Genomic DNA, 9,865 nt, shown 5'->3' with positions numbered 1-9,865 from the left:
GTGTATCTGTTCAGTTTTCAATGTTCTGTCTGCGCTCCTCACCGGAGTGCTCACTTATAATACCATCATCCATTCCCTTTGTAAAGACTTTTTTTGATTTTTATTCATTTTTTGTGGAAAAATGTAAAAAAGGGCTTATACGCCCTTCTATTTGCCTATAATCGCATTATTTTCGAGGCATGATGTCATCGCTGTCTAATAAAATAGTAACTGGACCATCATTAATTAATGCACATTTCATATCAGCTCCAAAAATTCCTGTTTCTACATGAATGCCTTGGTTTCTTAAACTTTCATTAAAGTAATCATAAAGCGGTGAAGAGATATCAGGCTTAGCTGCATCAATAAAGCTTGGTCTTCTTCCTTTACGACAGTCTGCATATAAAGTGAATTGAGAAATAGAAAGAATAGATCCTTCTACATCTATGAGTGAACGATTCATTTTTTGGTTTTCATCTTCAAAGACTCTTAAGTGGATAACCTTTTCCACAAGACGATCTATAATTTCATGAGTATCATCATTATTAAAACCTACAAGAATCATATAACCCTTATTAATGGCACCATGTACTTCTCCATCAATTGTCACACTTGCTTCTTTTACTCTTTGTAAAACAATTCTCATATTACTCTCTCCTTATAAAATCATGTTATAATTATACATGATTCTAAAACGAAAGGAAATAAACTATGATTCATAAGACACTTGCAGATTCCATGCGCCCTATTGGACTTGATGATGTAATTGGGCAAAAGCACCTTGTAGGAGATAATAAATTATTAAGACAATTTGTAAAGAAGGATCATCCAATGTCCATTATTTTATATGGACCACCTGGATGCGGAAAAACAACTATGGCTAAGGCCCTCGCTCATGATTTAAATATACCATATCGTATATTCAATGCCTCTACTGGTAATAAGAAAGAGATGGACCAGATTATCACTGAAGCGAAACTTTCAGAAGGTTTGTTTGTGATTGTAGATGAGGTGCATCGTTTAAATAAAGATAAGCAAGATCATTTACTGCCTTATATCGAGAGTGGATTGTTGATTATCGCAGGCTGCACAACTGCCAATCCATATCATTCTATCAATCCTGCAATTCGCTCAAGATGTCATTTATGTGAAGTAAAGCCTTTGAATCATGAAGAGATTGTGGAAGCATGTCAAAGAGCTGCAGTCAGCGAGAGAGGACTTAATCATCAATATGAAATAGATCAAGAAGTATATGATTATATTGCAAGAATGAGCAGCGGTGATGTGCGTTATGCTTATAATTGTTTGGAACTTGCAACTATTTATGCACCAGATACACATATCACATTAGAAATCATTCAGGAAGCTGTTCCACGCGCCAATATGCAATTTGATAAAGATGAAGATCAATACTATGATACTTTAAGTGGTTTGCAGAAATCTATTAGAGGATCTGACCCAAATGGTGCTCTTTATTATTTTGCAAAACTTATAGATGCAGGAGATATAGAGTCACTAGAACGAAGACTGATTACAACTGCTTATGAAGATATAGGACTAGCCAATCCTAATGCGTGTATGCGTACTGTTTTAGCCTTCCAGGCAGCTAAGACAATTGGTTTCCCTGAAGCAAGAATTCCTCTAGCAAGCTGCATTATAGAATTGGCTTTATCACCTAAATCAAAATCGAGTGAAAATGCGATAGACGCAGCACTTGCGTCTTACCACAACGAACCACATAAAGCACCACAATATATACGTTTAACTCCTGTTGGTATAGATGAGGAAGATCGTTATGATTATAATAGACCTGATTTATGGGAATATCTTCAATATCTTCCTGATGAAATTAAAGATGCTCAGTTCTATGTACCTTGGCTGACAAGCCGTTATGAAAAATCATTAACTGAAAACTATCAAAGAATTCTTAAACACGGAAGAACCACAAATATCAGAAAACTCAAAAAAGATAAGCCTCGTTAGAGAGACTTATCTTTTTTCATACCATTCTTCGATATCTTTTAATACTTGGTGAATTGTAGAATCAAAATCTTCTAGATTGACATCGTACCAATGTACATCAAATTGGTTATTAAACCATGTATATTGTCTTTTCGCGTAGTTACGTGAATGTTTCTTGATTTCTTCTATGACCTGTTCTTTTGTTTTTGAACCTTCAAAGTAATCAAACCATTCCTTATAACCAATAGCCTTCATAGACTGCGCATTACGTGATAAACCTGAATCATAGATTTTCTTGACTTCTTCTTCTAATCCCTGTTCAATCATTAAATCAACACGTTTATTAATACGCTCATAAAGAATAGGACGTGGAAGTGTGAGTCCTACAAAATAAATGTCATAAACAGGCTTATGTTCCTGCGCTTCTAGAATATCACTTTTTCTTTTTCCTGATTCTTCATAAATTTCAATGGCACGTAATACTCTTTGACGATTATTAGGATGTAGATCTAATGCTGATTGAGGGTCAAAGGATGCCAAATACTGATGTAGTTCTTCATTTGTATAATGGGCATACTTCGCTTTTATTTCATCATGCTTAGATTCTGTTTCTTCAAAAGTATAATCATAAAGAGCACCCTTGATATAAAGACCTGTACCTCCTACCACAATAGGCATATCGATTGTATCGATATAATGACGAACTTCTTTTTGAAATTCACTAACAGAAAATGTTTCATCAGGATTTTTGATATCAATCATATGATGAATAATACCCTGCGTTTCTTCTTCTGTTACTTTGGCAGTTCCAATATCCATCGTACGATAGATCTGCATAGAATCACCACTAATGACTTCACTATGAAGTGCTTCTGCTAAAGAAACACCCATACGTGTTTTACCTACAGCTGTAGGTCCACATACCGCAATTACTTTTTTCATACTACAACCCTCTTAAATAACTTTTCTAATTCATAATCACTGTAGAATATGATGGTTGGTCTACCATGAGGACAAACATAAGGATTATCACAACGCATAAGATTATCTATAATTGTCTGCATATCCTGTGTTGTAAGATATGTATTTCCTTTGACACTTGCTTTACATGCAAGTGTTGCAATAGCATGTTCCTGCATAGCAACAATATCCACACTTTGATTGTTTAAAACTTCTTGAATCATTTCATCAATAAAGATCTTCTCATCGATATTTTTCATCCATAAAGGTAAACCACGTACAATGTATGAATGTCGGCCAAATGATTCAAGATGGATTCCAACTTCTTCCAATAACCCTTTATGTTCATCAATAACAAGACATTCGCTCTCAGGATATTCAAATGTAAGAGGAACAATCATTGGCTGGATGGATAAGTCAGGATGAGAAAACTTATTGAGGAAATATTCATAATTGATACGTTCCTGTGCTGCATGCTGATCAATGATATAAAATCCTCTTTCATTTTCTCCTAAAATATAAGTACCTCTTGTTTGGCCAATAACCTTAATTTTTTCTTTAATTGGTTTAAGTGGTTCTTCTTTTGGAGATTCTTTGATTTCTACTTTTTCGGGTTCATAAACAGGCATTTCTTCATGAACAGTTTCAATAACTGGTTCTTCTTTGACTTCTTCAAAAACCTCATCAAGAGGAATAGTCATCTGTGCAAGACTTGGTTTGAAGGATGCTTTTTCTGTTTCTCTAGTAGATGGTTTATAAGTGAGATTCTTTTTGGATAAAGCCTCTTCCAAACCCTTAAGTAGTAATTCCTTTAATTCTGTTTCTTTAGAGAAACGTACTTCTAGTTTTGCTGGATGAACATTTACATCTACAAGATATGGATCTACATCAATCTCTAGCACTGCAATTGGATAACGTTTATCAGCTAAATAACGACGATAAACCTCATTGATTGTATTAATTGTTTTCATATTCTTGACATAGCGATGATTCACTAGAGTAACAATATGACTCTTTGAAGAACGAGATGTATCAATTTTAGATATATAACCAGCCACATGAAACTCTTCATTGCCAAAATCAACATGAATCATATTTTTTGCAACAGGAATGCCATAAATTTCACTAATAACTTCTAATAAATTATTTCTTCCATTTGTTTTGAATATTGTTTTATGGTCATGAATAAGTGTAAAAGATATTTCTGGATGAGCGAGGGCTAGACGCTCTACATAAGAATAAATAGCTGCGAATTCCGCATTAATAGACTTCATATATTTAAGTCTTGCAGGTACATTCTGGAAGATACGTTCTACCGTGATCTTCGTACCGCGATTCATTGCCACACTACTTACATTTTTTCTTTTTCCAAATTCATATTCTACTTTTGTATTTTCTTCGCCATTGTTTGTTTCTAGAGTAAAGACACTAATAGAAGCAATAGAAGGAATAGCTTCCCCTCTAAAGCCTAATGTAGTGATATTGAATAAATCATTTTCATCTACAATCTTACTTGTTGCATGACGACTAAAGCATAAAAGAGCATCTGCACGATTCATTCCTATACCGTCATCAATCACACACATCTTGCTTGTACCACCCTGTTCTACAAGAATAGTGATACTTTTAGCCTTAGCATCTATACTATTTTCTGTCAACTCTTTAATAACACTTGCAGGACGTTCAACAACTTCGCCTGCTGCAATCTTATTGGCTAAATTTTCACTTAATTGTCTAATATGTCCCATAGTTTCTCCTACAACATTTTCTTTAATTCAATTAATGTACTTAATGCATCAAGCGGTGAGAGACTCATTGGATCAATGCCTTTGAGTGTTTCTTCTACAGCACTTGTTTTTATAACTGGTGTCACTTCAATATTTTGTAATTTCTCTTCAATATTATTGTCTTCTAGTGATTTTAATATGGCATCTGCACGTACAATAACTTCATCAGGTAATTTTGCAAGTTTAGCAACATTGATACCATATGACTGACCAGAGGGGCCATCTTCAATATGATATAGGAAATGAATAGAATCACTAGAGACATCAGCACCTGCATGAACATTCTTAATAGAAGTGCCTTCCATACGTGTTAATTCATGATAATGTGTTGAAAAGAAAGTCAATGAATGGTTGTGGCTTGCAATATATTCTAAAATGCCCTGAGCTAAAGCCATACCATCAAATGTCGCTGTTCCTCTACCTATTTCATCAAATATAATAAGTGAGTTTTCAGTCGCATATTTCAAGGCATTATTAGCCTCCAGCATTTCTACCATGAATGTAGACTGACCACTAATTAAATCATCACTCGCACCAATACGAGTAAAGATTGCATCAAAGACTGGAAGAGTTGCACTTTTTGCAGGGACAAAGCATCCAATTTGTGCCATGATCATAATTAAAGCCATCTGTCGCATATAAGTTGATTTACCACCCATATTTGGTCCTGTAATCAACATAATTCTTGCATCCTGTCCTAAAGATATATCATTTTTTACATAACTTTCTTCAGGAATGACTTTTTCTACTACAGGATGTCTTCCTTCTTCTATTTGAATAATATGATCATCATTAAATGTTGGACGTACATAACGATTATAGCTTGATACATCAGCAAATGTACTAAATACATCTATCCTAGCTACAATCTTTGCAACATCCTGTATTTCATGTACATAACCCTTAATATATTGTCTTACCTGAGTAAATATTTCATATTCCAATGCAGCGATTCTATCCTGTGCTGAAAGAATCTTATTTTCCATATCTTTCAGTTCTGGAGTGACAAATCTTTCTGCATTGGATAAACTCTGTTTTCTTGTATAGTTGAATTCATCCTTTACTAAAGGCAAATAGCTTTTAGTGACTTCAATATAATAGCCAAAGACACGGTTATAACCAATCTTAAGACCTTTGATTCCTGTACGTTCTTTTTCATTTTCTTCAAAAGTCATTAACCATTTCTTACCGTTCTTGCGAATATCACGTAATTCATCCAACTCTTTATTGTATCCATCCTTGATAATATTTCCTTCTTTAATAACTAAAGGTGGATCATCTACAATTGCTTCATCAATTGTATTAATAATACAAGACAAATCAACAAGCTGCATAGCTTGCTCATTCAATTTAGGATGATCAAGACTGAGTAGTTCTTGTTTTAATTCAGGAATTTTCTTTAAAGAAGAACAGATCCACTTTAAATCTCTCGCATTCACATTCCCAAAAGCCACTCTAGAAGCCAGTTTTTCAATATCATAAATATCATTGATCATATGAGTCACTGTATCTCTATCTAGAGGGTTATCCATGAATACTTCTACAAGATCAAGTCTTTCTTCTATCTTCTCTTTAGAAATAAGAGGCTGATCAATCCATTGTTTTAATAAACGACCACCCATTGCACTATGTGTATGATCTAATAGCCATAATAGTGTGCCATATTTCTCATTATTCGCATTTTTAGTAAGTTCAAGTGCCTTCTTTGTGACACTTTCCATATAAACATAATCTTCCTGTTTAACTTCTACAATTGTCTGGATATATTCTAATTCTCTCTTTTGAGTATCAATTAAATAATTCAATAAATTAGCACAGACCTTGATTTGTTTTAAATCATTGATATTATCAAAGATTTTCTTGTAGTTATCTTTAATTGTTTCATTCTTAAAAGGAGACATCATCACTCCATCAATATGAATAGAATCATCTTCTACAACGATTTCTTTAATACCTAATGATTCAATCTTATTACGTAATAGATGTTCCTTCTTTTCTAGGTTTAAACAATAAAATTCCCCTGTAGATAAATCAGCATAAGCAAGTGTATAAGAGAAATCAAATACACCTAAAGCCCCAATAAAGTTATTCACCTTCTCGTTTAACTTAAAGTCCATTAAAGTACCAGGTGTAACAATCTGAACAACACCTCTTTCTACAAGACCCTTGGCTTTAGGATCAGATAGCTGTTCTACAATAACAACCTTATGTCCTTGTTTGACCAATTCTTCTACATAACCACTTGCAGCATGAAATGGTACACCACACATTGGTACGCGTTCTTTAACACCTGCATTTTTGCCTGTTAAAGCAAGATTTAATGCTTTTGAGGCAATAGCTGCATCATCAAAAAACATTTCATAGAAATCACCAATACGATACATCACAATAGCATCTTGATGATCTTTTTTTAATTCTAAATATTTCTCCATCATGGGAGAGTACTTTTCTTTTTTCAAAATGATACTCACTCCTAACTCCCTCATTATAGCATATTTTTAGTCAATCATAAGATGTAATGCTAAGAGAGCACTCTTTTCTAATTCATCTATTGTTGTATATTCACTTACACTATGACAATCATTCATAGCACAAGCCACAACTATTCCTCTAATGCCTTCTTTCACATATCTATTATTATCAGATCCTCCATGAGTAGAAATAAGACGAGGTGTTAATTGAAGATTATGGCATGCATTTTTAAAACGTTCAACAACTTCTTCATCTTCATTGATCTTATAAGCTTCAATGTGTACATAATCATCATACTCTATAGATGCATGTTCTTTAATGGCTTCTTCTTCAAAAACAGTATGAATATGTTTACTCCATTTTAATGCATCCTGATGATCAAAACTTCTTATTTCTCCAGTAATAATAACTTCTCTAGGAACAATATTTCTTCCTTCTCCACCCTGAATTGTGCCAAAGTTCACTGTAGTCTTATCATTGACATGACCATTAGGAATTCGATTTATAGCACTTGTTGCAATCTTTAAAGCATGAATTCCATCTTCGGGATTAAAACCTGCATGAGCGCTTTTACCTTTTACATTAATTTTAAATGAAATAATAGGAGGTGCTTCTAAGGCTGCGAGACCTACTTGTCCTGCTAAATCAAATGTATAATCAATACGTGACTTGATACGACTAAAGTCATAATAAGCACTTCCTGCATCATAAGGCTCTTCTGCCACACTAATAGCAAGTTCTATATCTCCATGAGGAAGATCATTATCTTCTATTGTACGAATGGCTTCAATATAAGAAGCAAGAGCACTTACATCATCAGCACCTAATACTGTTGTCTCGTCACTTGTAATACGCCCATCTTCATGAATAATGGCCTGTTTTCCTTTACCTGGTGAAACAGTATCCATATGTCCTGAAAACATAATAGGTTCTTTGTTTGTATGGCCTTTTAATACAGCATAAATATTACCTGCTTCAAAGCCTTCTATAGGCATTTCTATGCATTCCATATGACACTCTTTAAAAATATTCATTAAATAGTCTTTCATCTTCTTTTCATGATAAGATTCACTATTAATAGATACCATTTCACAAAATGTCTGAACAAGTCTTTCTTTATTAATTTGCATAAATACTCCCCTTAAAGTCAAAAAAATGGAAGGAATAATATCCCTTCCATCCTCCTATTATCTGTTACCTGAATTTGAAGAATCCTTTAACAATACGTCATGTGCGCCACCTTCAACAATTGAAGTAGCAGACACAAGCTGGATCTTTGCTTTTTCCTGTAATTCAGCAATTGTAAGTGCACCACAGTTACACATTGTATGTTTCATCTTGCTTAATGATAAACCAACGTTATCTTTTAAGCTACCAGCATATGGTACATAAGAATCTACACCTTCTTCAAATGAAAGCTTCTTATCTCCACCTAAGTCATATCTCTGCCAGTTTCTAGCACGTGCAGAACCTTCACCCCAGTATTCTTTCATATACTGACCGTTGATGTTTACCTTGTTAGTTGGTGATTCATCAAAACGAGAGAAGTAACGACCTAACATAATAAAGTCAGAACCCATAGCTAAAGCTAAAGTCATATGATAATCATGAACGATACCACCATCTGAACAGATAGGGATATAAATACCAGTTTCTTTGAAATATGCATCTCTTGCTTCAGCCACTTCAATAGTTGCAGTAGCCTGACCTCTACCGATACCTTTCTGTTCACGAGTGATACAGATAGAACCGCCACCGATACCGATCTTGATAAAGTCAGCACCAGCTTCTGCTAAGAATCTGAATCCTTCACCATCTACAACGTTACCAGCACCAACTTTTACAGTATCCCCATAATGTTCTCTGATCCATGCAATAGTGTTAGCCTGCCAAGCTGAGTAACCTTCAGAAGAGTCAATACATAATACATCTACACCTGCTTCAATTAATGCAGGAACTCTTTCTGCGAAGTCTCTAGTGTTGATACCAGCACCAACTACATAACGTTTAGATTCATCTAATAATTCATTAGGATTTGATTTTCTTGATTCATAATCCTTTCTGAATACGAAATAAAGAAGTCTGTTATCATCATCAATAATTGGTAAAGCATTTAATTTGTTTTCCCAGATAATATCATTTGCTTCTTTTAAAGTAATATCTTTATGTCCGCATACTAACTTATCAAAAGGTGTCATGAAATCAACAACTTTTTCGTTTTCATCCATACGGCTGACACGGTAATCTCTACCAGTCACTAAACCAACTAAACGGCCATTTGCTGTACCATCTTCAGTAACAGCCATAGTAGAATGACCTGTCTTTTCTTTAAGTGCAAGAACATCTGCTAATGTATCGTTAGCGCTTAAGTTAGAATCACTTGCTACGAAACCTGCCTTATAGTTTTTAACACGTCTTACCATTGCTGCCTGTGATTCAATTGTCTGTGAACCGTAGATAAATGAACATCCACCTTCTCTTGCTAAAGCAACTGCCATACCATCATCAGATACAGCCTGCATAACTGCAGATACAAGAGGGATATTTAATGAAAGTGCTGGTTCTTCACCTTTCTTGAATTTAACTAAAGGTGTCTTTAAACTAACATTCTGTGGCTGGCATTCTTCACTAGAATAACCAGGAATTAATAAATATTCATTAAAAGTGTGTGAGGGTTCATTAAAAATATGTGCCATAATAATCTC

Annotated in this window: 7 protein-coding genes; 1 reads left to right on the top strand and 6 read right to left on the bottom strand. The window is 34.3% G+C overall.

The window, feature by feature from the left end; translation table 11 throughout:
• Window positions 1–166: 166 nt before the first annotated feature.
• Window positions 167–625, bottom strand: coding sequence for a D-aminoacyl-tRNA deacylase (gene dtd / locus DW269_RS07875; RefSeq protein ID WP_117459267.1), 459 nt, complete (start codon window positions 623–625; stop codon window positions 167–169).
• Between the two features lie 68 nt (window positions 626–693).
• Here dtd and DW269_RS07870 point away from each other — a divergent pair, with 68 nt between their 5' ends.
• Window positions 694–1,962: a replication-associated recombination protein A gene (locus DW269_RS07870; RefSeq protein ID WP_117459268.1), complete on the top strand. Its 1,269-nt coding sequence runs from the start codon at window positions 694–696 to the stop codon at window positions 1,960–1,962.
• Between the two features lie 6 nt (window positions 1,963–1,968).
• Here the strand turns inward: DW269_RS07870 and miaA are convergent, their stop codons facing one another.
• The 5 genes from miaA to DW269_RS07845 form a co-directional block, all read right to left on the bottom strand.
• On the bottom strand, window positions 1,969–2,883 hold the full coding sequence (gene miaA / locus DW269_RS07865; protein ID WP_117459266.1) for a tRNA (adenosine(37)-N6)-dimethylallyltransferase MiaA: 915 nt from the start codon (window positions 2,881–2,883) through the stop codon (window positions 1,969–1,971).
• Window positions 2,880–4,649, bottom strand: a complete 1,770-nt coding sequence (gene mutL / locus DW269_RS07860; RefSeq protein WP_117459265.1) for a DNA mismatch repair endonuclease MutL — start codon at window positions 4,647–4,649, stop codon at window positions 2,880–2,882. The genes miaA and mutL overlap by 4 nt, the downstream gene beginning before the upstream one ends.
• An 8-nt stretch (window positions 4,650–4,657) precedes the next feature.
• Window positions 4,658–7,123: a DNA mismatch repair protein MutS gene (gene mutS / locus DW269_RS07855; protein WP_187012523.1), complete on the bottom strand. Its 2,466-nt coding sequence runs from the start codon at window positions 7,121–7,123 to the stop codon at window positions 4,658–4,660.
• Window positions 7,124–7,186: 63 nt separating this feature from the next.
• Window positions 7,187–8,290 carry a M20/M25/M40 family metallo-hydrolase gene (locus DW269_RS07850; RefSeq protein ID WP_117459263.1) on the bottom strand — a complete coding sequence of 368 codons (1,104 nt, stop codon included), beginning with the start codon at window positions 8,288–8,290 and terminating at the stop codon, window positions 7,187–7,189.
• A gap of 57 nt (window positions 8,291–8,347) precedes the next feature.
• Window positions 8,348–9,856 carry an IMP dehydrogenase gene (locus tag DW269_RS07845; protein ID WP_117459262.1) on the bottom strand — a complete coding sequence of 503 codons (1,509 nt, stop codon included), beginning with the start codon at window positions 9,854–9,856 and terminating at the stop codon, window positions 8,348–8,350.
• Between the last annotated feature and the right edge of the window lie 9 nt (window positions 9,857–9,865).

The sequence above is a fragment of the Catenibacterium sp. AM22-6LB genome (genome assembly GCF_003435615.1).
Lineage (GTDB): Bacteria > Bacillota_I > Bacilli_A > Erysipelotrichales > Coprobacillaceae > Catenibacterium > Catenibacterium mitsuoka_A.
Note: the sequence above shows the minus strand (reverse complement) of the source record. Positions and strands in the feature narration are given on the sequence as shown.